The 25,124-nt window shown below is 72.4% G+C and carries 19 protein-coding genes; 11 read left to right on the top strand and 8 right to left on the bottom strand.

The window, feature by feature from the left end; genetic code table 11:
* Window positions 1–41: 41 nt before the first annotated feature.
* Complete coding sequence (locus AB0389_RS12535) at window positions 42–4,616, bottom strand: Tat pathway signal protein (RefSeq protein ID WP_366395338.1); 4,575 nt, start codon at window positions 4,614–4,616, stop codon at window positions 42–44.
* Between the two features lie 331 nt (window positions 4,617–4,947).
* Between AB0389_RS12535 and AB0389_RS12530 the strand changes: the two genes are divergently transcribed.
* The gene (locus tag AB0389_RS12530; protein WP_366395337.1) at window positions 4,948–5,769 is read left to right on the top strand and encodes an alpha/beta hydrolase; all 822 of its coding nucleotides are present in this window, start codon (window positions 4,948–4,950) and stop codon (window positions 5,767–5,769) included.
* Window position 5,770: 1 nt separating this feature from the next.
* On the opposite strand, the gene AB0389_RS12525 is transcribed toward AB0389_RS12530, so the two are convergent.
* Window positions 5,771–6,802 (bottom strand): LacI family DNA-binding transcriptional regulator, encoded by a 1,032-nt coding sequence (locus tag AB0389_RS12525; RefSeq protein WP_366395336.1) that lies wholly within the window; start codon window positions 6,800–6,802, stop codon window positions 5,771–5,773.
* A 773-nt stretch (window positions 6,803–7,575) separates the two neighbouring features.
* Here AB0389_RS12525 and AB0389_RS12520 point away from each other — a divergent pair.
* The 8 genes from AB0389_RS12520 (at window position 7,576) to AB0389_RS12485 (ending at window position 14,742) form a co-directional block, all read left to right on the top strand.
* Window positions 7,576–8,625, top strand: coding sequence for an HEXXH motif-containing putative peptide modification protein (locus AB0389_RS12520; RefSeq protein WP_366395335.1), 1,050 nt, complete (start codon window positions 7,576–7,578; stop codon window positions 8,623–8,625).
* A complete protein-coding gene (locus AB0389_RS12515) occupies window positions 8,622–9,827 on the top strand; it encodes a YcaO-like family protein (protein WP_366395334.1) in 1,206 nt (401 codons plus the stop codon). Before AB0389_RS12520 ends, AB0389_RS12515 begins: the two co-directional genes overlap by 4 nt.
* Before the next feature lie 23 nt (window positions 9,828–9,850).
* Window positions 9,851–10,597 (top strand): class I SAM-dependent methyltransferase, encoded by a 747-nt coding sequence (locus AB0389_RS12510; protein ID WP_366395333.1) that lies wholly within the window; start codon window positions 9,851–9,853, stop codon window positions 10,595–10,597.
* A gap of 20 nt (window positions 10,598–10,617) precedes the next feature.
* The gene (locus AB0389_RS12505; protein WP_366395332.1) at window positions 10,618–11,820 is read left to right on the top strand and encodes a cytochrome P450; all 1,203 of its coding nucleotides are present in this window, start codon (window positions 10,618–10,620) and stop codon (window positions 11,818–11,820) included.
* A gap of 7 nt (window positions 11,821–11,827) precedes the next feature.
* Window positions 11,828–12,109: a ferredoxin gene (locus AB0389_RS12500; RefSeq protein WP_366395331.1), complete on the top strand. Its 282-nt coding sequence runs from the start codon at window positions 11,828–11,830 to the stop codon at window positions 12,107–12,109.
* Complete coding sequence (locus tag AB0389_RS12495) at window positions 12,106–12,573, top strand: MazG nucleotide pyrophosphohydrolase domain-containing protein (protein ID WP_366395330.1); 468 nt, start codon at window positions 12,106–12,108, stop codon at window positions 12,571–12,573. The genes AB0389_RS12500 and AB0389_RS12495 overlap by 4 nt, the downstream gene beginning before the upstream one ends.
* A 46-nt stretch (window positions 12,574–12,619) precedes the next feature.
* Entirely contained in the window at window positions 12,620–13,996 is a 1,377-nt protein-coding gene (locus AB0389_RS12490; protein WP_366395329.1) for a nucleobase:cation symporter-2 family protein, read from the top strand.
* Between the two features lie 71 nt (window positions 13,997–14,067).
* Entirely contained in the window at window positions 14,068–14,742 is a 675-nt protein-coding gene (locus tag AB0389_RS12485; protein ID WP_366395328.1) for a TetR/AcrR family transcriptional regulator, read from the top strand.
* 11 nt (window positions 14,743–14,753) lie between these two features.
* On the opposite strand, the gene AB0389_RS12480 is transcribed toward AB0389_RS12485, so the two are convergent.
* The 5 genes from AB0389_RS12480 to AB0389_RS12460 all read right to left on the bottom strand — a co-directional run bounded on the left by AB0389_RS12480 (window position 14,754) and on the right by AB0389_RS12460 (window position 22,371).
* The gene (locus tag AB0389_RS12480; protein ID WP_366395327.1) at window positions 14,754–15,866 is read right to left on the bottom strand and encodes a hypothetical protein; all 1,113 of its coding nucleotides are present in this window, start codon (window positions 15,864–15,866) and stop codon (window positions 14,754–14,756) included.
* Between the two features lie 75 nt (window positions 15,867–15,941).
* On the bottom strand, window positions 15,942–17,699 hold the full coding sequence (locus AB0389_RS12475) for a nickel transporter (RefSeq protein WP_366395326.1): 1,758 nt from the start codon (window positions 17,697–17,699) through the stop codon (window positions 15,942–15,944).
* Window positions 17,696–19,138 carry a tetratricopeptide repeat protein gene (locus AB0389_RS12470; RefSeq protein ID WP_366395325.1) on the bottom strand — a complete coding sequence of 481 codons (1,443 nt, stop codon included), beginning with the start codon at window positions 19,136–19,138 and terminating at the stop codon, window positions 17,696–17,698. The genes AB0389_RS12475 and AB0389_RS12470 overlap by 4 nt, the downstream gene beginning before the upstream one ends.
* 226 nt (window positions 19,139–19,364) lie before the next feature.
* Window positions 19,365–20,906: a DUF4331 domain-containing protein gene (locus AB0389_RS12465; protein WP_366395324.1), complete on the bottom strand. Its 1,542-nt coding sequence runs from the start codon at window positions 20,904–20,906 to the stop codon at window positions 19,365–19,367.
* A gap of 484 nt (window positions 20,907–21,390) precedes the next feature.
* On the bottom strand, window positions 21,391–22,371 hold the full coding sequence (locus AB0389_RS12460; RefSeq protein WP_366395323.1) for a WYL domain-containing protein: 981 nt from the start codon (window positions 22,369–22,371) through the stop codon (window positions 21,391–21,393).
* Window positions 22,372–22,499: 128 nt separating this feature from the next.
* Between AB0389_RS12460 and AB0389_RS12455 the strand changes: the two genes are divergently transcribed.
* Window positions 22,500–23,078 (top strand): DinB family protein, encoded by a 579-nt coding sequence (locus AB0389_RS12455; RefSeq protein WP_366395322.1) that lies wholly within the window; start codon window positions 22,500–22,502, stop codon window positions 23,076–23,078.
* A gap of 133 nt (window positions 23,079–23,211) precedes the next feature.
* Window positions 23,212–24,375 (top strand): winged helix DNA-binding domain-containing protein, encoded by a 1,164-nt coding sequence (locus tag AB0389_RS12450; RefSeq protein ID WP_366395321.1) that lies wholly within the window; start codon window positions 23,212–23,214, stop codon window positions 24,373–24,375.
* 11 nt (window positions 24,376–24,386) lie between these two features.
* On the opposite strand, the gene AB0389_RS12445 is transcribed toward AB0389_RS12450, so the two are convergent.
* A complete protein-coding gene (locus tag AB0389_RS12445; RefSeq protein ID WP_366395320.1) occupies window positions 24,387–25,043 on the bottom strand; it encodes a TetR/AcrR family transcriptional regulator in 657 nt (218 codons plus the stop codon).
* Between the last annotated feature and the right edge of the window lie 81 nt (window positions 25,044–25,124).

Raw genomic sequence — 25,124 nt, 5'->3', positions numbered from 1 at the left:
GCTGCTGAGCGGGCGGGGACGGAGGCGGTACGGCGGCGGTGTCACGCCTCGTCGGGCAGGTAGTACCAGAACTCCACCTCCGCCAGGTTGACCCGCCCGTCGTGGTTGTCGTAGATCCGGATCTTCCGGTACGAGGCCGTCCGGCCGAGCGCGGCCTCGTACCACCGGGCGGCGCTCACACCGCTGATGGTGTGCAGGTCCGTCCAGGTCACGCCGTCGTCGGAGCCGCGGAAGACCGTGCCGTTGGCGCGGCTCAGCTGGTCGGCGCGCGGATGGAAGCGGATCTTGTCGATGGTGACCGGTCCCGCCGCGCCGGCGTCGACATCGACCCAGCTCTCGGCCGCGAGTGTGTCGGTGTAGGTGGCGGGATCGCCGTCGAAGAGCTTCCAGCCGTTCGACGCCTTCGTGCCGGTGCCGGGCCACTCGACGGTGGACGCCTCGGCCATCTCCCGGGTGACCGTGAACCGGCGCAGCAGGGTCTCCGTGGAGACCAGCAGGGCGTAGGCGGTGTAGACCGGGTCGATCCGCGCCTCCTGGTCGCCGCCCGCCTGCTCTATCCGGTCGATCTCGGCGGTGAACGCGGCGTAGCTCTTCTTCGTCCACTGCGACGGGTCGGCCTTCCTGGCCCGTGCGATGACCTCGGCCAGGGTCTCGGCGACCGCGACGGCGCTGTCCTCGGAGACCCGGGTGCCGCCGTCGGCGAGTGTCGCCACCACCTTGAACCAGCGCCTGCCGTGGCGCAGTTCCTTCTCGGTGTACGCGCGTTCGCGGGTGTCGGTGACGGCCTTCTCCCAGCCGGCCGGCCGGGTGCGGGGGTCGGTGGCGGCGGTCTTCGCGTCGGCGGTGCGGTAGAGGGTGAAGCCGACGGCGTCCTCGGGCTTGTTCCAGGCGAGGGTGAAGCGGTCGGCGGTGTGTCCGGCCACGTACGGCCGGAGCGCGCCGCCGGCCGTGCCGGTCACTTTGACGGCGGAGAACACCGCGCTGCCGCTGCCCGCGACGCCCGCGTGCACCGCGTACGGGAAGGGGGTGAAGAGCGCGCCCACGTAGGTCCAGGTGGTGCCGTCGGCGGAGGCCTGGGCGATCACCTGGTGGGTCTCGTAGTCCCTGACCAGCCGGAGATACGGGTGGTCGGCGGCGGTGAAGCCGGAGACGCCCGCGTCCAGCGGGGAGCGTACGTCGTCCTGCCAGTCGTGGCGGCTGTCGCGGGTGCGGTTGGCGAGGACGAGTTTTCCGGTGGCGTCGGCGCCGAAGTAGAGGTAGCGGGTGTTGGTGTGGATACGGTCGCGCAGCATCAGCCCGGTGAGGGCGCCCTTGTGGTCGTCGACGCGGGCCGTGACCGTACCGCTGCCGGACAGGACGCGGCTGACGAGGAGCAGGGAGTCCTCGATGTCGCGGGTGGCGACCATGTAGTCGTCGCCCTTGCCGAGTCCGGTGCCGTCGCCGCCGGTGAGGGCGACGGTGGCGCCGTTGGCGGCGGTGGTGTGGTGGGCGGAGGTGGTGCCGCGCCGCTGGGAGCCGAGCCGGTCGTCGCGCCAGCCGGTGCCGGTCAGCCGGGGGGAGACGGGGGTGTCGAGGGTGACGGCGGCGCGCCAGGACGACCAGCCGGTGCCGGCGGCGTTGACGGCGGTGACGGTGTAGAAGTATCCGCGGCCCTGCTGGACCTTGGTGTCGCGCCAGGCCAGTGCGGTGAGGCCGGTGGCGACGGTGGTGTACGGGCCCTCGGCGCGGGGCGCCCGCTTGACGGTGTAGGTGGCGGCCCCGGCGGTGGGGGTCCACGCGACGGTGATCGAGGTGTCGGCCGGCAGCGCGGTCACGTACCGCACGACGGACGGCAGTGGCGCGGTCGTGGCGGTGTCGGACAGTTTCAGGACGACCGCGGTGAACGGCTCGACGGTGATGTGTCCGCCGGTGATCCGGAGGCTCTTGCCGGAGACGAGGTCGAGGACGGTGGATCCCCGGTGGTTCGCGGGCACGGCGAGCCGGTAGGACTGCTTGTTGCCGTACTCGGCGCGGGTGGTGTTGACGCCGAAGAGGTAGCTGCCGTAGCGGGCGGTGAGGAAGTCGGTGTAGCCGGAGAAGGGGGTGTCCGCCTCGAAGTTCTCGCGGCGGACCGTACCGATGCCGGGCTGGTAGGCGATGGGGCAGATCTCCCCGGCGAGCGCCTGCGGGGCCCAGTCGTCGCCGGTGTTGATGTCCTCCATGAAGTCGGCGTCGATGGCGTCCATCCGGGCGTAGTAGTCCCGGTACTGGAAGAGTCCGTTGGTCTGCACCTGCACGACGTGTTCATGGGTCGGTGTGATGACGTGCAGCCGGCCGTTCCCCGCGACGCCCCGGTTGCTCTGGAAGAGCGAGCCGAAGATCCGGGTGTCCCCGTCGCGCAGCGAGACGAACATGTTGTCGACGTCGATCCAGGCGAACCGCTGGTAGTCCGCGTCCCGCACGCCGAGCGCGGCGAGTTCGGCGCCGGTGTAGGCGCGGAAGTCGGTCTGTGGCATGACCTTCTTCGCCTCGGCGGCCCCCAGCCGGGCGAACTCCGCGCGTCCGCCGGTGATATGGGCGTAGGTGTCGGGCAGCCGCAGATCGGCCTTGGGGTTGGCGGTGACCTGGGCGAACCCGTTGAAGTACTGGCGGTCCGCGAGCTGTTGCTGGGCGAAGCCGACGGCCTCGCGGGCGTACTCCCAGTAGGGCGCCCACTCCGCGCCGCGGTAGCGGTCGGCGTGCCGTGCCATATGGAGTTCGAAGCCCGAAGTGAACAGTGACTGGCCCTCGTTGACGCGCGGGCCGTAGGCGGGGATGCCCGGCCAGTACCAGTTGCGTTCGTCGATGGAGCCGATGATCCGCATCACGCGCCGGCCCTTGTCGTCGACGGACGCGTAGCGTGTGTAGCCGCGGGCGTGGACGTTGCGCAGCGCGAGCTTGAGGATGCGGTCGTTGAGCTCCTCGTCGCCCTTGTGGCCCCAGGTCTTGAAGAAGTACTCGCCGATGTAGCGGGACGCCTCGCCGTAGTTGCCGACGTAGGTGTTCTCGCGGGTGAGTCCGGCGGCGGTGATGCCGGTGTAGTGCTTGCCGTAGGGCAGCCGTCGCACCACCCGGCCGGCGCGGTCGAGCTTGCTCTTCGCGAGGCCCTTGGCGACGGTCTTGACGTACGCGTCGGTGAAGCGCGCGGTGCCGTCGTGGTAGAAGAGCGAGTGGAACAGGTCGAGTTCCTCGCCCCGGGGCCCGACCAGGACCTCTTCCCCGAGGAACGGTACGAGGCCGAGCGACTCGCCGAGGATGGCGTGGCTGCGCGCGCGGCCCTCGTAGAAGGCCGAGCCGATGACGCGCAGCCCCTCGTGGGCCTTCCAGGCGCCCTCGTAGGTGTAGAACATCTGGTTGTAGATGTACGAGAGCCGGGAGCGCGCGAAGTCGAAGTTGGCCTTGAGGCAGCGTCCCCAGGCGGCGCGCCTGCTCAGCTTCCCGCCGTCGAAGTCGACCCCTTCGAGGGAGTCCTCACCGTCCTGGGTGCCGGTGGTGAACTCGTCGTCGAGGAAGGCCGTGAAGGCGTCGGCGCCGTACACCTCCGGGTCGGCGATCACGTTCTCGACGAGGTAGAGGGCCTCGCCGAGCGCGCCGTAGTAGCCGCCCCAGTCGCCCTGGTGGCCGCCGCGCAGGACGAGCCGGGTGTTGCCGTAGTAGTCCTTGACGTGGTTGTCGATGCTCTTGAAGATCCGCAGCAGGGCTGCCTTCCGCGCCGCGCCGGTGGCCGCCGGGGACCACTCGGTGGTCAGCGCCTGGGCGTAGTAACGGAGTTCGTCCACATAACGGACGATGGACATCCTGCCGGTGTTGTCGGCGTCGACCTGGGCCGAGAGCCGGTCGAAGAGCGCGATCTGGGTGGTGCGGAAGCCGTCGACCAGCTTCTGCTTCTCGGCGTCCGGGATGTCGTCCGCGAGCGCGGTCGGGGGCGAGTAGGTGGTGAGGTTCTCGCCGGAGAGGTCGAGCCGCGCGTCGGTGTGGGTGTAAACGCCGTAGTAGGGGCGGGACTTCTGGGTGACCTTGCCGGAGAAGCTGCCCTCGTACGTACGGAGTGTGATCTCGGCCCGGGTCCGGCCGCGGGTCATCTCCAGGGGCAGCAGCACCGTGGAGTAGTGGAAGCGGCCGGGCACCTGGCCGGAGAAGCCGAAGCTGATGGCCGGGGTGTCGTGGTTGCGGCGGTAGCCGATCTGCTCGCCGTTGATGTAGGCGAGGGTGGTGTAGGCGGAACCGTCGTCGCCCCACAGCTTCAGGGTGAGGTAGTTCTGCGCCTGCGGGTCGGTGCGCATGGTGAAGCGCAGCTCGCCGCCGCGCGCCGCGACCGGGTCGAGCGGGGTGGCGACCCGGGCCTTGACGCCGTTTCCGCCGGTGACGATCTCGCTGCCGTCGGTGGTGAGTCCGTGGGCGGCCTCGGAGGCGGTGTCGCCGAGGACGAGCCGGTCGACAGGACCCGGCTTCGGCGCCGTCGCGCCCGTGGCGGTGGCCGGCCCGGCGGCGTAGGCGGCGGGCGCCGACTGCCAGAGCCAGCCGCTCGCGGTCACGGCGGCGGTGCCGGCACCGGCTATCTGAACGAAGTTCCGGCGGCTGAGTTCTGCGCTCGGCATGGCGGAGTCTTCCCTTCTGGCTCGGACCGGCCGTCACACGGGGGGCGGCGTCATGGGGTCGGCCGGTCTTAGAAATCGGTCTCTACGGAAAGTAGGCTCGGGTGACAACGATGAGCAAGATGTCGTACCGGAAAAACTTCCGTCACCCGCGAGTTACATGGACATGTGCGGGATTTCGGGCCGATGACGGATGAAGGGGATGACCGGCGTCTCCTAGAGACCGGTTGCCCAATCAGGCCCGGAGGCCGTGCCCGCCGCACGCTCCGGCCCGTGCCGCCCGTACCGCGGAACCGGCGTGACGCGGACGGCCCCTTCGGGCACCATGACCGGCATGCCCCGGATCATGGTGAACGGCGTCGACCTCCACTACACCGACCTGCCCGCGCCCCACGCGGACAGCGGCCCGCCGCTGCTCCTGGTGCACGGCTGGGGCGGTGACGGCGCCGAGTGGGAGCCGCACCGCCGCGCGTGGGCGGGCCGCCGCCGGGTCCTCGTCCCGGATCTGCGCGGCCACGGCGCCTCCGCCGCACCGCCCGACGGCTACGGCCCCCGCGACTTCGCCGCCGATCTGGCCGGACTGCTCGACGCGCTCGGCACCGGTCCCGTCATCGCGGTGGGACACTCGATGGGCGGCCAGGTCGTGACCGCGCTCGCGGTGGAACACCCGCACCTCGTACGGGCGCTGGTCGTGCTCGACCCGGCGTACGGCGCGGCCGAGGCGGAGGGCGCGCGGTTGCCCGGCGAGCAGGAGGCGCTGCGTACCGAGGGCACACCGTGGGCCGTGCGCTTCGCCGGCGGGGCGTTCCGCCCGGGTACGTACGCCGGGTTGCGCGCCCGGCACGAGCGGCTGATGGCCGCCATGGACCCGGCCGTCCTGCTGCGCAGCCGCGACGGCATGTATCTCGCCCCCGACGCGTTCGGTCTCCGCCCGGCGGCCCGCGCGTATCTGGCGCGCCGCCGCCAACCGGTGCTCGGTGTGTACTCCCACGCGGCCGGCGCGGACTGGGAACGCGGCACGGCCGCCCCGGCGGGCTCGCGCACCGAACTCTGGGAGGAGTGCGGCCACTACCTCCACGAGGAACACCCCGGCCGGCTGGTCGCGCTGGTCGACGACTGGACGGCCGGGCTCGGCACCGCGGCTCCACCGTCCTGACCTACGGCGGCGGGACGGCACTGCCGCGGAGCGTCAGCCGGGTGGGGAGATCGGTACGGTCGGCGGCCGGCCGGTCTCCGGCCATGAGGCCGACCAGGAGACGCAGCGCCGTCGCGGACATGTCGGAGAGCGGCTGACGGACGGTGGTCAGGGCGGGCGCGGCCCAGCGCGCCTCGGGCAGATCGTCGAAGCCGACCACGCTGAGGTCGCCCGGAATCCGCAGTCCGCGCGTGGCCGCCGCCTCGTACACCCCGAGCGCCATCGCGTCGGAGCAGGCGAAGACGGCGGTGGGCGGCTCGGGAAGGGCGAGCAGCTCCAGGGCCCGGTGGCGGGCCTCCGGGGCGGAGAACCGGGCGTACGTCTCGTACTCCTGACGGCGGGACACCCCCGCCGCCGCGAGCGCGGCGCGGTGTCCCTCCAGCCGCTCCCGGGCGCACAGCGCGTGCCGGTGGCCGCCGATGAAGGCGATACGGCGGTGGCCGAGCGCGAGCAGATGCCCGGTGGCCTGCGCGGCGCCGCGCACGTTGTCCGCGCCGACCGAGACCACCCCGGGCGGCGGCGCGGACACCGGATCGATCATGACGTAGGGGATCCGGCGCTGCTCCAGCCACGCGTACTGGGACGGGGTCAGCTCCGCCAGATGGAAGAGCACCCCCGCCGAGCCGCGCGCGGCCAGCCGGTGCAGACGGCCCCGTTGGGGCCCGCATCCGCGCGACCGGGCGAGCCCCGCAGAGACCACGATCTCCAGCCCCGCCTCCTCGGCCGCCGCCTCGACGCCGTGCAGCACCGCAGCCGACAGGGAGCTGTCCAGCGCGTGCACCACCACGTCCACCAGAGATCCGGAGGCGGGCGCGGCGCCCCGGGGTCTGGGGACATAGCCGAGCCGGTCCAGCACCTCGGCGACCCGGCGACGGGTCTCGGGCGCGACGTCCTCCCGGCCGTTCACCACCTTCGAGGCCGTGGGCACCGAGACCCCGGCCTCCCGGGCGACGACCGCCAGCGTCGGGCCCGCGGCGGCGCCGGTCCGCGTCATCGGTTCCCCTCTCCGTGGTGCGGCAATTCCGTGGTGCGGCAATTCCCTGGTTCAGCAATCGGTTTCTAGCCTACGACCGAGCAACTGACCACGTGAAGACCTCGGAACGACGGGGTGACCTCTCTCCCGACCATCAGCACGTATACGCCTTCCAGGAAACCGTTCTCCATCGGCCGGGGGGCGAGGCAGGGGGCGCACGCATCACACACAACCACTCACCGGCGTACGCTGGTTGGGCCCGAGGAGCGGAACGGTGCGGACGAAGGTGGCGGTTCCGGGCCAACCGCGGCCCGGCCGCCCCGGCCCGTCAAGCCGGAACCCCCCGCCTTGCCCGCCCGCCCGATCCGTGCGGATAGGCCCGGAAGACGGTGTTCCGGCAGCTGCCGTCGGCCCGGACCGGCGTGTCGATACGGAACACACCTTTCCGGCGCAACGGACAAGACGTGTTCAGGACTTTTCACACGGGTCCGGATATGCCCGGCCCCGGCCGGGGCGTGCTGGCGGACACGGCCACGCTGCCCCACGATGGCGGCTGCCGGTGAAGTTCCCGCCGTGAACGGTGGGGCCGGTGCGGTGAAGGGAGCAGTCATGAACGAGGAGATCACGCAGGTCGAGGACTCGGAACTCCCCGAGCTGGCGCTCATGGTCGACATTCCCGACTTCGACGGGGAGTAGCACGCGCCGTTGCACCGCGCGGCGGGTCTCCGGGTCCGCCGCGCGTCCCGTGCCGGGGCCGCACCACGGCGGAGAGGGAGTTGGGGAGTTGACGCACGATGCATGTCGAGGCTGACGTACGCGGGGCCGTCGAGGACCGGCGGGAGGTACTGGAGCGGATGCGCGCGGTGCTCGACCGGATGGAGTTCCCCGAGTCGGGCGCATCGAACGCGCCGGCCGACATACTGCGCCGGCCCGCCGCCATCGAGGCGGTGCACACCGCACAGCGCGCGCTGCGCTCGGGAGCGCCGGCCGCCCGGTCCCGGGCGGAGCTGGCCGCCGTACTCGACCGGCTCTCCGGCGAAGGACCGCCGGCGTTCGGCCCCGTCGAACCCCAGGACCACCTGCGGCGCAGTGTGTCGCGCGCGCTGCGGTCCGTACCACCGCGCCGGGGCGACGACGGTGCTCCGGTCACCGCCGGTGTCGTCGCGTGGGACGCGGACCAACGACAGGTGCTGGTGCGGGCGGTGGGGCTGCTCACGGATGCCTGGCCCGAGATGGTGGGGGAACTGACGGAGACCGTGACCGAGGTGGCACTGCTCGACGGCAACGCCATCGACGGTTTCACCGACTTCACCGTGCACGGCGCGGTCCTCGTCCACCGGAGCCGGCTCGCCACCAGCGCCTCGGGGCTGCCGGGGCCGGTGCGCTGCGCGGAGGCGCTCGTCCACGAGGGTACGCACAACCGGTGCAACGCCGCGGCGGTGGCAAAGCCGTTCCTGCTGCCGGAACCGTCGGGCGGCGATGAGGGAACGGGCGGAAGCGGCGGAAGCGGCGGGACCGGCGGGACCGCTCCCGGCGCGCTGCTGGTCGCCACTCCCCTGCGGGCCGACCCCCGCCCACTGAGCGGGCTCTTCCAGCAGACCGTGGTGCTGGCGCGGTGCGTGCTGCTCTACCGCAGAATCGCCGCGCTCGGCACACCCGGCTCGCGGGAAGGGGCGGTCGCGGCCCGGGAGGCCCGGCTGACCGCGTCCGCGCGGCAGGCGGTGGACACACTGACCGCACACTCCGGAGCGCTCACGGACTCCGGGCGCGCGCTGCTCGACGAGTGCGCCGCCGTGTCGCGGGAGCGGGAGCGGGAACCGGAGCGGGAACGGGAACGGCCATGAGTGCTTCCGGCACACCGCGCTCCTCGGCCGCACGCTCCTCAACCACACCGCGCGCCCCGGGAAATCCGGTGACGGCGTGGGCGCCTCAGGTCTTCACCCCCTACCCGGACCAGCCGGGGCTGCTGCTCGCCCGGGTCGCCGCGCGGTCGGCGGTGTTCGAGGGCACGAGCGCCGCGGGCGGCGCGCCCGTGCTCGTCGGCAGCGCCGCCGGCCACGACCGGGACCTGGTGACCACCGGGGCCCGGGGCGAACTGCTGGAGCGGATGGGCAATGTGCTGGCCGGGCGGGAGGCCGAGGCCGCCGCCGGGACCGTCGCGACCTACGACGAACTGCTGCGCCGGGGCGTGCCGGTGCGCAGGCCGTCCGTCCGGCCGCGGGCCCGCCGGCTGTGGATCCGGGCGCGGACCACCGGCGGCGAGGAGCGGTACGTCCCGGCCGCCGCCGTGTTCCTGCACCACCGCCCACCGACCGGCTGCGCCCCCGAACCGTCGGCGGGCTCCACCGGCATCGCCGCGCACCCCCACCGCGTGGCGGCGGCCCGGCACGCCGCCTGGGAGGTGCTGGAGCGCGATCTCGTACGGCGCAGCTGGTACGGACTGGCCGACAGCCGGCCCCGGTGGGTCGAGGCCGACGCGCCCGCTCCGCTGGCCGGCGCGGTCCGCGCCCGGGGACTGGCCACCACGGCGTTCCTGCTGCCCGCGCCGCCCGGCACCGCGTGCGCCGTCGTGTGTCTGCACCGGCCGGACGGTTCGGGGCAGGCGTTCGGGGCCCGCTGCGGCCCGTCCGACGCCATCGGCGCGCTGATCGAGAAGGCGGCGTACGAGGCGGTCATGGTGCGCTGGAGCATGGAGAGCCCGGTCGCGCGCCGCACCTGGGACCAGTGGCGCGGCGCCGGCCCGCCGACCACCGCCGTGCAGCACGCGCTGTGGACCTACCACCGGCAGGACAGCCTGGCGCTGTGGGACGTACGGCGGGATCCGGCCGTACGGGACGATGTCCGCGCCCGGGCCGACGGCGGGCACCGCGCCCGTACGGATCCGCTCGGCGTTCTGGCGGAACACACAGGCCGGCAGGTGCTGCTGGTCGAGACGACCGGGAAGCCCGCCCGCGACGCCGGGGTCCGGGTGGTGCGGGTGCTCGCGCCCGGCACACTGCCGCTGCCATCCGGGTCCGGTCCCGGCCACCCCCATCCGTTCGGTTAGGAATCTCCCCAGTGAGGAGCCCCATGCGCCCCGCGCAGCAGCGTCCCCGGGCCGGTTACGCCACGGCGTTCGCCGACGAGTACGACCGCTGGTTCGGGAAGCCGAGAACCACCGGGGCGACGGTGGAGGCGCTGGTGTCGCTCGCCGCGCTGGCCGGCGGCGGGCGGGTACTGGAACTCGGCGTCGGCACCGGCCGGATCGCCCTGCCGCTGAGCGAGCGCGGGCTGCCGGTGCACGGCGTCGACAGCTCCGAGGACATGGTCCGCCAGTTGCGCGCCAAGCCCTCGGGTGAACAACTCCCCGTGACCATCGGGAACTTCGCCGATGTCCCGGTCACCGGCACCTTCTCGCTCGTCTATCTCGCGGGCGGCACCTTCGGTGAACTGTGCGACCAGGAGAGCCAGTCGCGCTGTTTCGACCGGGTGGCACGGTGTCTGGAGCCGGGTGGGCTGTTCGTCCTCGACGCGCATGTCCCCGAGGCGCTGGCGGCGGCCACCGGTCCCGACATCGTCTCCGAGGGCGACGGTCATCTGGTCCTGTGCTACCGCCGGCTCGACCCGTCCACGCAGCACTACCGCTCGCACTACGTCATCCACGAGGACGGCCGCACCCGCCATCTGCGTGTCGACTTCCGCTACACGGGCCCGGGCGAAATGGATCTGATGGCACGTCAGGCGGGGCTGCGGCTCAAGGAGCGCTGGGCCGACTGGAGCGGCGCCCCCTTCACCCGGGACAGCGCCGCGCAGATCTCCGTGTACGAGCTGCCGTGACACCGGACGGGAGAGAAGCCATGGAGCACCGCGGCCGTCAACGAACCGGTGAGATACGGCCGTTCCCCTTTCCGCACCGGGACGGGCTCGACCCGATGCCGGAGTTCGCGGAGCTGCGCCGCCATGAGCCCGTCGCCCGGATCCGGCTGCCCTCCGGGGATCTGGCGTGGCTCGTCACCCGGCACGCGGACGTCCGCCGGGTGCTGTCCGATCCGCGGTTCAGCCGGGCCCGCGCGACCCGGGGGGACGGGCCGCGGGTCAACCGTACGACCACACTGCCGGACTCCATCCTGGCCGCCGACCCGCCCGACCACACCCGGCTGCGCAGACTCGTCGCGCCCGCGCTCACCGGGCGGCGAACCGAGGCGATGCGCCGGGACATCGGCGCGCTGACCGGCGGACTGCTGGCGAAGCTCGCCCCGCTCCCCCGCCCCGCCGATCTGGTCTCCCACTTCACCCGGCCGCTTCCCCTCGCCGTCATCTGCGATCTGCTCGGCACTCCCCGGGCGGACGGCGAGCTGCTCGACGGCTGGTGCGACGCACTGCGCAGTGTCACCGCGATGGAGGACGCGCGGGTGTTGGCCGCGGTGGACGAGATGACCGGCTATCTGACCGGCCTCGTGCGCGCCAAACGCGCCCACCCCGACGACGACATGCTCAGCGTCCTGATCGCGGCGCGCGACGACGACGACCGGCTGAGTGAGGCCGAACTCCTCTCTTTCTGTGTGGTGTTGCTGTCCGGCGGCTACGGGACGACGGCCAACCGTCTCGCCGGAACGGTGCATCTGCTGCTGGCGGAGCCCGCGCGCTACACGCGGCTGTGCCGTGAGCCCGCGCTGATCCCGGGCGCTGTCGAGGAGTTGCTGCGGTACGCGCAGAGCACCGTGGGCGGCAATCTCCGGGTGGCCACGGAGGAGGTGGCCCTGGGCGAGGTGATCATCCGGGCCGGTGAGGCCGTCATGGCTGTCGTGGGATCCGCCAACCACGACGAGCGCGCGTTCCCGGATCCCGGTCTGCTCGACCTCGGCCGGGAGGTGCACGGGCATCTGAGCTTCGGTCACGGTGCGCACTTCTGCGTGGGCGCGCAGGTCGCCCGCGTCCAGCTCCAGGAGGCGCTGGCCGGGCTGACCCGTACGTTCCCCACGCTGTACGCGGCCGGGCCCGCGACCTGGAAACGCGGGCTGACCAGCCGGGCGCCGCGGACCCTGCCGGTCGGCTGGTGAGCGGCGGATGACGCCGGGCCCCGACCGTACGGATGACACCGGCGGCGACGGCCGCGCCGCACACCTCGTGGTCGACCGGGCCCGCTGCATCGGAGCGGGGCTGTGCGCGGCGACCGCGCCGCGCCACTTCGTCCTCGCCGCCGACCACCGCTCCGCCCTGCGGCCGGACGCCGACGCCCCCGACGCCGGCGCCGCGGACGCGGTCGCGCTCTGCCCGGTGGAGGCGATCTCCCTCGTACCGGGGGCCGCTCAGGACCGGGACGCGCCGCCGGTACGATCCCGGGAATGAGCGCTTCCCCCGCCGACCGTGTACGTGAGTTCCACCGGGCCTGCGGACTCGATGTCCGCCCTCTGCCGGCCGAGGTGGATCCGGCGCTCGCAGCCCACCGCCAGGAGCTGCTGGCGGAGGAGGTGGCCGAGGTCGCCGAAGCCTCGGCCACCGGCTCGTTGGACCGGCTCGCGCACGAACTCGCCGATGTCGTGTACGTCGCGTACGGGACCGCGCTCGTCCACGGGATCGATCTCGACGCGGTGATCGCCGAAATCCACCGGGCCAATATGACGAAGCTGGGGCCGGACGGCCGGCCGGTCCGCCGCGCGGACGGCAAAGTGCTCAAGGGGCCCCACTACGAGGCGCCCGACATCGCCGCTGTGCTGACCCGGCAGGGCTGGTCCGGAACACCGCGGCAGAAGAGCGCAACCCCGTCGTACGGCGGTCGCAACACACGGGAAACAGATTCAACAGAAAGTTGAACGGGCCCGCCGGGCCGTACGTCTCTCCCCCACCCCGGAGGCATCCGTGTCACAGCCCCCCGAACGGCACCCCGTCGACCAGCTGCTGCCGCCCGCCCGGCTGGGGCTGCTCGGGATCCAGCATGTGCTGGTGATGTACACCGGCTGTGTCACCGTGCCACTGGTCTTCGGTGCAGCGGTCGGGCTCGACACCGCCACCATCGGGCTGCTGATCAACGCCGATCTGCTGGTGGCCGGGCTGATCACACTGCTCCAGGCGCTCGGCATCGGGCGGATCCTCGGCGTCCGCCTGCCGGTGGTCGCCGGGGCCACGTTCGCGTCGGTGACCCCGATGATCCTGATAGCCGGCGAGTACGGGCTGCCCGCGGTGTACGGCTCCATGATCGCCGCCGGGGTCTTCGGGCTGCTGGTCGCGGTGCCGTTCGCCCGCGCCGTACGGTTCTTCCCGCCGCTGGTCAGCGGCTCGGTGATCACCGTCATCGGGCTGTCGCTGATCGGGGTCGCCGCCGGTCTCATCGCGGGCCCCGACCCGGCCGCCAAGGACTACGCCACCCCGAGCCATCTCGCCCTGGCCGGCGGGATCGTTCTGCTGATCGTGCTGATAAGCCGCTTCGCCCGGGGGCTGGTCGCCCAACTCGGTGTGCTGCTCGGCCTGGTGGGCGGGACGCTGGTGGCGATTCCGATGGGGCTGACCGACTTCTCCTCGGTGGGCCACGCCGACTGGTTCGGGGTGACCTCGCCGTTCCACTTCGGCGCCCCCGAGTTCCCCGCCGCGGCCGTCATCTCCATGTGCGTCGTGATGCTGGTGATCTTCACCGAGTCCACCGCCGACATGCTCGCCGTCGGCGAGATGACCGGCCGGCCGCTCACCTCGCGCGATCTGGCCCGGGGGCTGGCCGCCGACGGGATGTCCGGCATCCTCGGCGGTGTCATGAACAGCTTCCCCGACACCGTCTTCGCGCAGAACGTCGGGCTGGTCGGGATCACCGGGATACGCAGCCGGTACGTCGCCGCCGTCGCCGGTGGCGTACTGGTCCTGCTCGGCCTGGTCCCGAAGCTCGGCGAGATCGTCGCGTCCCTGCCGGGGCCCGTGATCGGCGGCGCGGGTCTGGTCATGTTCGCGACCGTCACCGCCGTGGGCGTCAACACCCTGCGCAAGGTGCGCTTCGAGGGCACGAACAACCTGCTGATCGTCGCGGTCTCGATCGGCGTCGGCATGGTCCCCGTCGCCGCCCCGACGATCTACCACGCCTTCCCCTCCTGGTTCCAGATCATCGCGGGCAGCGCGATCACGAGCGCGACCCTCACCGCCTTCCTGCTGAATCTCCTCTTCCACCACACCGGACGACGGGGCGGCGGCACCGAACCGGACACGCGGGAGAAGGCGGAGCCGCAAGCCACCGCCGATACGGTTTCCCATTGAGCGTTACTGAGTTACGGTTCTGGGTGAGGAACCAGTACGCCCGTACCCAGGGCCGGAGAGGGAGGCCGACGATGGCAGCCGCGACCCGGAGCGCGACACCGGACGCTCCCCCACCGGCCACACCGGTCACGCCCGACGCTCCGGCCCCACCGGACGTGCCGGCCCCACCGCGGGCGCGGCGCAGCAGGCTCACCCCGGAGCGCGAGGCGGAGCTGTACGAGGCGGTCCTCGACCTGCTGCGGGAGGTCGGCTACGGGGCGCTCACCATGGACGCCGTGGCCGCCCGTACGCACTCCAGCAAGGCCACCCTCTACCGCCAGTGGGGCACCAAACCGGACCTGGTCGTCAAGGCGTTGCGGCACACCACACCGGTCACGGCCGTCGACATCGACACCGGCTCCCTGCGCGGGGACTTCCACGCGCTGGTGGGGCGGATGGGCGACGGGCGGATGGAGCGGGACTCCGCGCTGATGCGGGGGCTGCTCCAGGCCGCCCACGACGCACCCGATCTCTCCCGGGCGCTGCGGGACCTGTTCATCGATCCCGAGCTGAGCGGGCTGAACACACTACTGGCCCGTGCCATCGATCGGGGTGAATTCCCCGCGGACAAGCCCGCATTGGCGTATATCCCGCACCTGATGCTCGGCGCGGTCATCTCGCATCCGCTGATCGAGCGGCGGCCGGCCGACCGCGGCTTCCTCTGCGACTACATCGACGCGGTGATCCTGCCGGCCCTCCGCGGCTGACCACCGCCCCGTCAGGCGAACTTGTCACTCATCGACGTGTAGATCTCCTTCGCCACCGAGCCGAACCGGGGCCCCGCGAGCCAGGTCTTCGCGCTCGGGCCGATGGACGTGTTGCTGACCAGTACGGGCACACCGTTCGCGTCCTGGACGAACCAGCCGCCGCCCGAGGCACCGCCGGTCATGGTGCAGCCGATCCGGTAGAGCGAGGGCTCGTCCGACCTGATGGAGAGCCGTCCCGGGTTGCCCTGGCAGGTGAACATGCGCTCACCGTCGAAGGGCGTCTCCGCCGGATAGCCCCAAATGCCCATCGAGGAGATGCCGGTGGCCGCGGGCGCGTCGAACTTGATCCCCGCGGCGCCGCCGACGGTCTCTTCCAGGGAGACCGTCGCGTCGGTCCCGGACGGCGGCTTGACGTGCAGTACGGCGAAGTCGTACGGCGCGCCCTTCCCGCCCCTCGGGCCGCCCCGCTCGATCCACTGCGGCGACGTCTGCGCCCAGTCGGCCCACCAGATACCGAAGGGCGCGACGTTGTCGTTGTTCCCGGCCTGGCCGCGGAAGGCCGTGTTCGCCAGGGCCTGGTCGTTGTAGGAGGGGACGAAGACGATGTTGCGCAGCCAGCCGCCGCTCGCGCCGGAGTGCACGCAGTGGCCCGCCGTCCAGACCAGACTCGAGGCGCCGGGGTTGGCCGGGTCCGCCACCACGGTCGCGGAGCACACCGAGGGGCCGTCGGGGGTGTCGAAGAAGAGCTTGCCGACCGTCGGGGCGTTCTCGCTGTACGGGGCGGAGACCGGTTCGGCGAAGACCGGGGACGGCTCGGGGTCGGACACGCCCTGCTCGCCGATGTCCCCGTTCACCGGCTGGTCCTGGCTGATGCCCCGGCGCATGCGGTCCGGCTTCCAGAGCCCGTCGATCACCGGGTTGATGAAGTCGGCGGCCTCACGCACCCACTGCGACGGATCCCAGTCCCGCCAGCCGCCCTCCTGCCAGCTCCGCGCCCCGCCCGTGCCGGGGGAGCCGGCCTCGGCGACGCCGCCGGGCCCCGCGCAGGCCGAGACACACAGCGACAGCAAGGCGAGCACGCAGGCCAGCGCCCTCACCGGACGGGGGCGTTGCCTGGAGCGCATGGATCGGTTCCTCCGGTCTTCGAGCCGCGAACTTCACGAGCTAGTACGGGAATCGGCCCGTTTCGTTTCAATGTGTCAGCCCACGGCGGTGACCAGTCCCCGGAGCAGCAGTCCGCAGCCGAGGAAGAGGACCACGGCCGCCGTACTGAGCGGGGCCAGCCGCTGGGCCAGCGTCACGAACCGGCCGCGCGGCCTGGCGGCGAGCCTGCGGGTCGTGGTGTCGCGCAGCCGTACCACCGCGAAGCCGGCGCCCGCGAGGGTGAGCGCCAGTCCGACTCCGTACGCCACGACCAGCAGGAACCCGAACCACGCCTGGCCGAGGGCCGCCGCGCCGACGAGGACGACGACGGCGGAGGGGCTGGGGACGAGACCACCGGCGAAGCCGAGCAGGATGATGCCGCGCAGGCCGGGGGCGGGCGGGAGGTGGGAGTGGCCGTGACCATGGTCGTGTCCGTGGCCGTGGTCGTGCCCGTGGTCGTGCCCGTGGTCGTGCCCGTGCCCACTGTCGTCGCCGTGGTCATGGCCGTGGCTCTTGGCGGGGCCGTGCGTGTGGTGCGTGTGTTCCGGCGCGGACTCGTGCCGGGGGTCTGCCGTCAGGGTGGCCACGGAAGCCTCGGCGTGCGCATGACCGTGCTCGTGGGCGGTGGCGGTGGCGAGAACCGGCACCCGCTCCTCGTCGCGCTGATGCCCGTGCTCGTGACCGTGACCGTGCCCGTGGCTGTGCCCATGACCGTCGCCGTGACTGTGGCTGTGTCCATGGGGGTGGTGGCGCTGCCGCCACGCCCGCCGCAGCAGCAGCACACCCGCGATCATGACCAGCGCGCCGCTCGCGATGCCCAGCCAGGACACCACCGTGGGCGCCGCCGCCGAACCTGCGGTGATCAGGGCGCCGAGGGCGAAGACGCCCATCGTGTGCGTCATCGTCACCGAGGCGCCGAGGGCCAGTACGTCCCGCAGGGAGTTGCGGCCGCCCGCCGTGGCGGCGGCGGCCATCATGGTCTTGCCGTGTCCGGGGGCCAGCGCGTGCATCGCGCCCAGCAGGACGGACGCGCCGAGCGCGAGGGCCGCGAAGCCGACGGTCAGTTCGTGCCTGGCCACCAGCCCGGTCAGGGCCTGCGCCCAGCGGTCCGCGCCGCGCGGCAGTACGCCGGCCACCGGAGAGCCGCTCTGTTCGTTCTCCCCCGTGGTCAGCGCCGGACCACCGGTCCGGGCCTCGAAGGCGGCCGACCGGAGGGCGGGCGGCGAGGAGAGCAGATCGTCCGGGTAGGCGGTCAGCCGCCGCGAGGTGGACTCCTCGGGCACGTCGGAGCCGTCGACCGTCATGAGGTCGCCGCGAGCGGTGATCTCCCGCCATCCCTCGCCCGCGCCGATGCCCGCCGGGCGGTACGCGAGCCGCAGCCGCTCCGCCTCCGGCAGCTTCGCGGTCAGCTCGCAGGTCACCCGCAGGGTGTCCAACCCGGCCTGGCCCGGCCGGACTTCCGCCTTCGCGCCGTCTGCGGAGACGGCGATGGCCGCGCCCCCGTCCACGGTGAGCCGGGCGTCCTTCGCCGCCGTGGCGCAGCGCGCGCCGGCCCAGGCCGACAGCTCGGCCGCCGAGAGCCGGTCGTCCTTGTCGGTGTCGATGCGCTTGCGCTCCTGGGCCGCCGGGATCTCGGCCAGGTCCTCCACGTGGTCGACGCGCAGTTCGCCGGGCGCGACCACGAGACCGTCGTACTGGTTGACACTGAAGTTCCCGAGCGGGTGCGCCTGCGCCGCCTGGGCGGGCAGCAGCGCCAGCGCGGTCCCCGCCACCAGCACGGCGAACGCGGAGGCGGCGGTACGGCGGGCTCTCACGATTCCTCCCGGGTCTTGTCGGTGTCGCCGGACAGTTCGGCCAGCGCGGCCCTGGCGTCGCGCGCGCCGGTGGGCGAGAAGCCCGGGTTCAGGGCGAGCGCGGCGCGCAGATCGCGGCGCGCGGCCCGTTCGTCGCCGAGGGCGTGCTCGATCATGCCCCGGTGGAAGAGGAACGACGCGTTGCGGTAGCCGGGGGACGCGGCGGTCGCCTTCTTCGCGTAGGTCAGCGCCTCGCGGTGCTTGCCGCTCGCGTACAGCGCCCAGCCGAGCGCGTCCGCCGTGTGCACACTCTCTCGCCGGGACCACTCGGCGCGCGCCGCCTTCAGGGCCTCGGCCGCGTCTCCGTGGTCGGCCTCGATGAGGGCGGACTCCAGGTCGGTGGCGACGCCGTTGGCGCGGGCCAGCCTGGTCCACGTAGCGACGAGGTCGTAGTTCTCGGCCGCCTGCTCCTTCTCGCCGCCCGCCTCGCGCAGTTCGCCGAGCGCGGCGAGCTGTCCCGGCAGCGGGAAGCGCCGTACGACCTCGTCGAGGTCGCGCAGCGCGCGCTTGTCGCTGCCCTGCGCGGCGTAGGTACGGCCGCGGCCCTCCAGCGCCGGCAGATAGTCCGGGTCGGCGCGCAGCGCGGTCGCGTAGTGGCCCAGCGCCCTGCTGTACTGCCCCTGGCTCCAGGCCAGTTGGCCGAGCGCGGTGGCGACGTACGCCACATCCGCGGTGCTGTACGCGGAGTCCGCCGCCCGCAGCAGCACGCGGCGCGCGCCCGCGACGTCGCCGCGCAGCTCCGCCACGTACGCGTACCGGGTGAAGACGGGGATGCCGGGGCGGCGCTGGTCGGCGAGGCGCACCGCGCGCTCCGCCTCCTTGTAGCGGCCGAGTTCGACGAGCGCGTCGACGCGGCTGGAGAGCGCGCGTTCGCTGTACGGGTTGACGCGCAGCGCCTGGTCCGAGGCGCTCAGCGCGGTGGTGAAGTCATGGCGGGCGGCGGCCAGCGCCGCCCGGCCGGCGAGCGCGATGTCGTTCTCGTCGGCGGGGCGCAGCTTCAGCGAGCGGGTGAACGCCTTCTCCGCCTGCGGATAGCGCGTCGGGTCGCCGCTGGTGCGCGCCTGCTCCACATAGGCGGCGCCCAGGGTCGCCCACCCGGTGGCGTCCTTGGGCTGTGCCTTGAGGTGTTTCTGCAGGCTGTCGATGCCCTGTGCGAGGTCCCCGGTCCCCAGCCGCTCGACGGGGGCGCCCGCCGCGAGCGGCGCGGAGGAGGCCGTCGAGGAGCTGTCCGGTCCGCCGCCCGCGCCGATGACCACCGAGGTGGCGGTGAGCCCGACGGCCAGTGCCACGACCGCCGCGACGCGCCGGCGAGGACGTCGCTCCGGGCGCGACTCCGGCCGTGGCTCCGGGCCTGGTGCGCCCTCGGTCCGGCGGGCGAGCCGCGGCTTCCGTACGAGCATCAGTCTCGCCTTCCTCGGTGTGTTCCCGGTGTGCTCTCGGGGTGTGTTCTCAGGGGGCGGCCCGGCAGCGTCGTGGGGGGGGGACCGGATAACGCTGCCGGGCCGGCGGGGCGCGGAGGTACCGCCGTACCACCGTCTCGCCGTACTGCCGTGTTGCTTTACTGCTGTGTTGCGCTACTGCTCTACTGCCCTACTGCTGTACTGCTGTACTGCCTGACGGAAGTGGTCAGTTCATCCAGGAACCGCTGCCGGCGCGGCGACGCGAGCGCAGCCAGACCATGCCGCCGCCGACCAGCAGCGCCACCGCGGCACCGGAGGCCGCCGAGACCATCATCAGTGTGTCGTTGTTCCACGACGCGGCGAACGAGGTCATGGAGCCGCTGAGGCCGGACGACTTGGTCTCGGCGCCACCGCTGCGGGGGTCCGAGCCGGAGTGGGGCAGGGCCACGTACGGGAACTTCTTCTCGAAGTCCTTGTCGTTGGCGTCCACGCCGTCGCTCAGGTCGACCTTCTCGCCGAGGAGCGCGCCCTCGACGACCTGGAGGGCGATGTCGATGACGTCGTCGGTGAGCCGGCGTCCGTTCGGGAAGCCCGCGTTGTCACCGTCGAGCACACCGAGCCGCTTGGGGTTCTTGACCGGCTTGATGGAGGTGTTGAGGCGCAGCATCTCCGAAGGTGTCACGTTCGGGGGCTGGTTGAGGTCCTTGACACCGGTCAGGAACACCGACACGAGGTCGTTGCGCGGCTCGGCGGGGGCCTTGATCTTGTAGATCCCCTCGATGAGCTTGGGCAGCTCGGGCTCGGTGACGTTCTTCAGGAAGTCCGCGTCGTTCTCGGGCGAGGACGCGTTGAACTTGTCCTTGTCCTTGAGCGGGTTGACGACCTCGTTGACCAGCGGCATACCGAGGCGCGACACCTGGGTCCAGTCGCCGTAGGCGTTCTGGCGGGAGGTGGTCGAGTAGATACCGACGATCGGCTGCTTCTTCGACTGGCGGATCTGGGAGGTCGGCACCTGGAGGGCGATCGTGTTGACGTTGTAGCCCTTGAGCGTGTCGTTCCCGACCTCCGAGAGGTCGGCGCCGTAGAGCAGGTCGAAGACGCGCAGGTCGAGGAAGAACGAGTCGTCGGCCTGGCCGGCGAAGGTCTTGACGCCGCCGTTGAGGTGCTTGACCGCCTGGTCGCGCAGGGTCTGGTAGTGCGGCATGGACGCCTTGCCGACGTTCGAGGGGGCGACCGGCACGTTCTTCGCCAGCTGGTACGTCGAGACCTCCTTGCCGTGCTTCAGCTGGATCAGCTCGATGTTGTACGTCTGGGTGAAGTTGAGGGTGTCGTCGTACAGGCTCTTCACCACACCGGTGTTGTACAGGAAGGTGTGTTCGTTCTTCCGGTGGTCGTTGAACGTGTACCGGTAGATCAGGTCGTCCTTGGCGTCACCGTCGTTGTCGATGTGGATGTCGTAACGGGCGTCCTTGGCGAACGGGAAGAAGTTCGGGCCCCCGGCCGGCTCCTGGAAGGGCAGCCAGTTCGCGATGATCGTGGTGGTGTTGGGGCTGTCGGGGCTGACGAACGCGTACACGTCCGTGTTGTCGAGCTGCGGCTGCCCGGAGATCAGCGGCGCCTCACGGTGACTGGAAGCGTTCGCCGTGCCCGGCGCCAGTGCCGCCACACCGACGGCTGTGAGCCCTCCCGCGGCCAGCGCGCCGCACGCGAGCATCGCGATGCTCTTCCGTGCCCGCCATGCCCGCTCGCTTCTGGTGTCTGTGGTCATCTCGCCCGTCCTTCATCCGTCATCGCGCACGTCCTGCTTGCTTGCCCGTCCCATACGTACGCGGAGGCCGTCTTGTTCGGCGTTGATCGCGAGAAGCTTCGCGGACCGCTCCGCCGGCCGCCCCTGAGGCGTCGCACAAATACCGTCGGACGGTGACGAGACGGACGCGTCCGAAGCGGGCGGGGAACGGGCCGGGAACGGCCGGTCAGGACCCCGTCCCGGCCGCCGCGCACCGATGTCGCACCCCTGTCACACCGGCCGTCGCACCGGCTCCGACCTGCTGAAACACCGGTACGGCCGGGAGGGAGCGCGCTGTCCACGACGGTTCGCCGACCGGGACGGATTCCTCACCGCGCGGGCCGCCATGACGGAGTGTCCGCCGCGCGACGGAAAATTTGGCGAACCCATGACCACACCGCCGCCGTCATCGGAGCCACGCCGGACGGTGCCCGACCGCGGCGGGCGACCACGGCGGGCGTACGGGTCACCCGGACGCGGCGTTGGCGTAGCGGCGGGCCAAGTGTGCGAAAGCGTCCTTGAGTTCGACGGGTCCGACGACCTCGATGTCGGCGTCGTACCTGCCGATGGCGGCGGCCAGACCGGGCCATGACCACGAACCGAGGACGAGGCGGCAGCGGTCGGGGCCCAGCTCCTCGACGAGCCCGTCGCGGGCGTAGCGGGACACGACGGCTGCGGGCAGGTCGAGGATCACCTCGCCACGGCAGGGCCAGCCAGTGGATCCCTGGAATCTGCTGGTCACGAAGGCCGCCACGTCCCCTCCCGGCAGTTCGCGCGGAGTGAAGCGGGGCCCGGTGGGGATACGCGGGGTGACGCGGTCGGCGCGGAAGACGCGCCAGTCGTCCCGGTCGAGGTCCCAGGCAACGAGGTACCAGCGTGCTCCCCAGGTGACGAGGTGGTGCGGCTGTGTCCGGCGCGGCCCGGTCCGCACGTTGTCGTCGTCCGCGCCCGGTGGGTTCACGGAGGCGTAGTCGAAGCGCAGCTCCTCGCGGGCGTGTACGGCGGCACCGAGTGCCATGAGTACGCCGCTGTCGGCCTGCGGGCGCGTACGGTCCCCGGGCCCGTCCACGGCGGTGACGCGGAAGGTGTCGATCCGGTGGCGCAGCCGTGCGGGCATGACCTGCCGGACGGTGGTCAGGGCGCGCACGGCGGCCTCCTCGATACCGGCACCGGTGGTGGTGGCGATCTGGAGTGCGACGGCCAGGGCGACGGCCTGCTCGTCGTCGAACAGCAGCGGCGGCAGGTCGGCGCCGGCGTCGAGCCGGTATCCGCCGTCGGGCCCCTTGAAGGCCACGACGGGATAGCCGAGTTCGCGCAGCCGGTCGACATCGCGGCGTACGGTGCGCGGGCTGATGTCCAGCCGCTCCGCCAGGAGCGCCCCGGGCCAGTCCCGGCGCGCCTGGAGCAGCGAGAGCAGGGAGAGCAGTCGTGCTGAGGTCTTCGGCATGGATCCATTGTCGCGCCGAGTAGCGGCCACATCCTGGCCGCTACCGCTGTGACTGTTGTCCGTAGCGGAGGAACCCGTACCGGGGGAATCCGCACCGGAGAAGCACAACGACCGGAAGGCCGATCACCATGACCAGCACGACTACTCCCCCCGCCGCGCTCGACGCCGAGCGGACCGACCTGCTCAACGAGCTCGCGACCGCGCGGGCCACCCTGACCGCCACCGTCCGTGGACTCGGCGACGAGCAGATGGGCGAGCGCCCGACGGTCAGCGCGCTGTGCCTGGGCGGGCTGATCAAGCATGTCGCGTCCGTCGAGGAGGCATGGCTGCGCTTCGCGGTCGACGGCCCGTCGGCGATGAGCTTCGACCTGCCCGAGGGCGTCACCTGGGCCGACTTCATGGCCGGCACCGCACGCGAGTTCCCGCAGTGGGCGATCGACCGCGAGAGCGACTTCCGCATGGCTCCCGGCGAGACGCTGGCCGGGATCCTCGCGCGGTACGAGCGGGTCGCCGCCCGGAGCGAGGAGATCATCGCCTCCGTACCGGACCTGTCGGCGACGCATCCGCTGCCGGAGGCGCCCTGGAACGAGCCGGGAGCGGAGTACAGCGTGCGCCGGGTACTGATCCATGTCATCGCCGAGACCGCCCAGCACACCGGGCACGCGGAGATCCTGCGCGAGACGCTCGACGGCCAGAAGTCGACCTGACCCGAGCGGCCCTCACCATCCCGCAGACCCAGCCCCAGACCGCAGCCCGCCGACCGCCGACCAAAGGCCGCAGACCCGAGGCCGAAGGGAATCGCATCACCGTGAAGACACGCGAGCCGGGCCGGGCCACGGCATGAGCCGGACGACCGTTCTCGGTACCCGGGCGCTCAACCGGGCCACGCTAGCGCGGCAGTTGCTGCTCGACCGCGTCGGCCTTCCGGTCCTCGACGCGGTCGCTCACCTCGGCGGTCTGCAGGCGCAGGAACCGCAGGAGCCGTTCGTCGGGCTCTGGTCGCGGCTGCGGGCGTTCGACCCGGCGGTGCTCTCCGGGCTGCTCGTCGGGCGGCGCGTGGTGCGGACGCATCTCATGCGGCGCACCGTCCACCTCGTCACCGCCGAGGACGCGCTGGCCTGGCGGGCCCGCCACGACGCCATGCTGCGGCAGCGGGTGCTCGGCACCTACCGCGGCGAGCTCGCCGGGACGGATCTCGACGCGCTCGCCGCGGCGGGCCGGGCGGTCATGGCCGACGGCCAACCCCGCTCGATGACCGAGCTGACGCGGGCACTCGGCGCGAGGGGGCCGGTCCCGGGACCGGAGCGGGGGCGGACACAGGGGCCGGGGCAGGCGCAGGAGCCGGTCCCGGGAGCGCGGGCGCTGGGGGAAATGCTGGTCGCCGCCCTGGTCCCGATGGTGCAGCTGCCCCCGCGCGGGCTCTGGCGGACGAGGGCGGGCGTGCGCAACGTCATGCTCTCGTCCTGGCTGGGCCGCGAGATCGCCCCGCTCTCCCCCGACGGCGCCGATCCGGTGGGCCAGGCGCTGGTACGGCGCTATCTGGCCGCGTACGGCCCGGCCGCCACGGCCGATCTGCGCGCCTGGTGCGGTCTGGCCGGGCTGCCGGCCGCGGTGGCCGCGGTCCGCGACGAACTGGTCGCTTTCCGCGACGAGCGGGGCCGCCTGCTGCTCGACCTGCCCGACGGGCCGCGCCCCGACCCTGACACGCCCGCCCCGGTACGGTTCCTGCCGGCGTTCGACAACGCGATCCTCGGCTACCACGACCGCGGGCGGATCATCGACGACGCCCACCGGGGCCTGTCGGTCACCGGCGCGCGTGTCGTCCTGGTCGACGGCAGGGCCGCCGCGACCTGGACCGTCAGGGACGGCACCGTGATCGTCACCCCGCTGCGCCGGCTCTCCCCCGCCGACCGCGCCGAAGTCGCCGAACAGGCAAGCGAGCTGGCGTCGTTCCTCTCCGACGGCGGGAGCGATCACGTACGGATCGACGCGTCCCCCCGTTGAACCGGCGCGTCTCACCCCGCGCCCGCGGCGATCAGATCGTCCAGCTCGGCGGCGAAGAGCAGCCCTGGGTCGAAGCCCATCCCGTTGAAATGGCCCGCGAGTTCGAGGGACAGGACGCCGTGCAGCCGGGTCCAGAAGGTCAGGGCCCGGTGGACGGCCGGGGTGGGTGCGGGGCTCCCGTCCGCCCACTTCCGGTGGGTGTCGAGGTGGGAGTCGAACGGCGTCGCGGAAGCGTCCGGGGTGAGCGCGGCGCAGGCGTCGAGCAGGGTCGCCATGATCTCGGAGGCGATCGCGGTGATATCGGCGGGCGCGTGGTAGCCGGGGACGGGGGTGCCGTAGATGAGGAAGTAGCGGTGCGGGTCCGCCAGCGCCCAGCCGCGCAGGGCGTGGGCCAGCACGGCCACGTCGGCGCCGGGCTCGGCGGCCACCCGGAAGGTGTCCGCGAGGCTTCGGTACGCGTCCCTGATCAGCTCGGTGATCAGCTCGTCGCGGCCCGCGAAGTACCGGTAGAGCGCGGGCCCGCTCATGCCCATCCGCTTGGCGATCGCGTTGAGGGAGAGCGCGGACGCTCCCGCCGTGGCGATCTGCTCCCACGCGCGTTCCTTGACCTCCCCGCGTACCTGGGCGCGGTAGCGCTCGCGAGGGGTCTCCGTGCCAGAATCCGCCATGACCTGCCGCCTTCCGTGATCCGCGCGCCATCGACAATATATTCTTACTCTCGTGAGAGGCTATCACGAAGCCGTGGGATG

It is taken from the genome of Streptomyces sp. NPDC093109 (genome assembly GCF_040701725.1).
In the GTDB taxonomy this organism is placed as follows: domain Bacteria; phylum Actinomycetota; class Actinomycetes; order Streptomycetales; family Streptomycetaceae; genus Streptomyces.
This window is presented reverse-complemented; position numbering and strand designations above follow the sequence as displayed.